Origin of the sequence: Thermococcus sp. M36 (assembly GCF_012027355.1) — an archaeon.
Classification (GTDB): Archaea; Methanobacteriota_B; Thermococci; order Thermococcales; family Thermococcaceae; genus Thermococcus.
This window is the reverse complement of sequence record NZ_SNUH01000106.1, coordinates 1-517: the sequence shown is the minus strand read 5'-3', so window position 1 is coordinate 517 and position 517 is coordinate 1. Positions and strand designations below refer to the sequence as shown.

Sequence of the window (517 nt, the reverse complement as noted above, 5' to 3'; positions counted from 1 at the left end):
ACATTTATTACAACCTAACAAAGAATACAATATTGAAATTCTTTGTTTAAATGGGTTAGTGCAGTTTACAATTGATAATGAAATTTTCTTTTCCTGGAAAGATGAACAGCCATTTACGCATGGTTATTTTGCTATACGCTCAACACATTCTAAACAGGAAATAAGCGATGTAAAAATTTATCAGTTGAAGTGAAAAAATAAATGTCATTTCGAGATTAAGTTCTTGCTCAACGAGAAATCTCATCATTATTTATTTACAGATTTCTCAGGCAAGAACCTTCGAAATGACGATAATTTTAATTAAAATACTTCAATCAACTAAGAAATTAAAGTGGGCAAAAATGCAAAATAAAAACGGTATTGGCAATCTTCTGTTAATTTGCCCGATAATATCAACCAATGTCAGCTTCCTCAATGCATATTAACTGGGTTATAAAACCTTTTGAAAACCTTACTGTAACTGAATTGTATGCTGTATTACGTTTAAGAAGTGAGGTATTTGTGGTAGAACAGAACA

Annotated in this window: 1 protein-coding gene; it reads left to right on the top strand. The window is 30.4% G+C overall.

Translation table 11 applies throughout. The features are described 5' to 3' along the window. Nucleotides 1–193, top strand: a 193-nt coding sequence (locus tag E3E36_RS12970; protein ID WP_206203648.1) for a DUF6250 domain-containing protein, incomplete at its 5' end; no start/stop codon positions are given. Between the last annotated feature and the right edge of the window lie 324 nt (nt 194–517).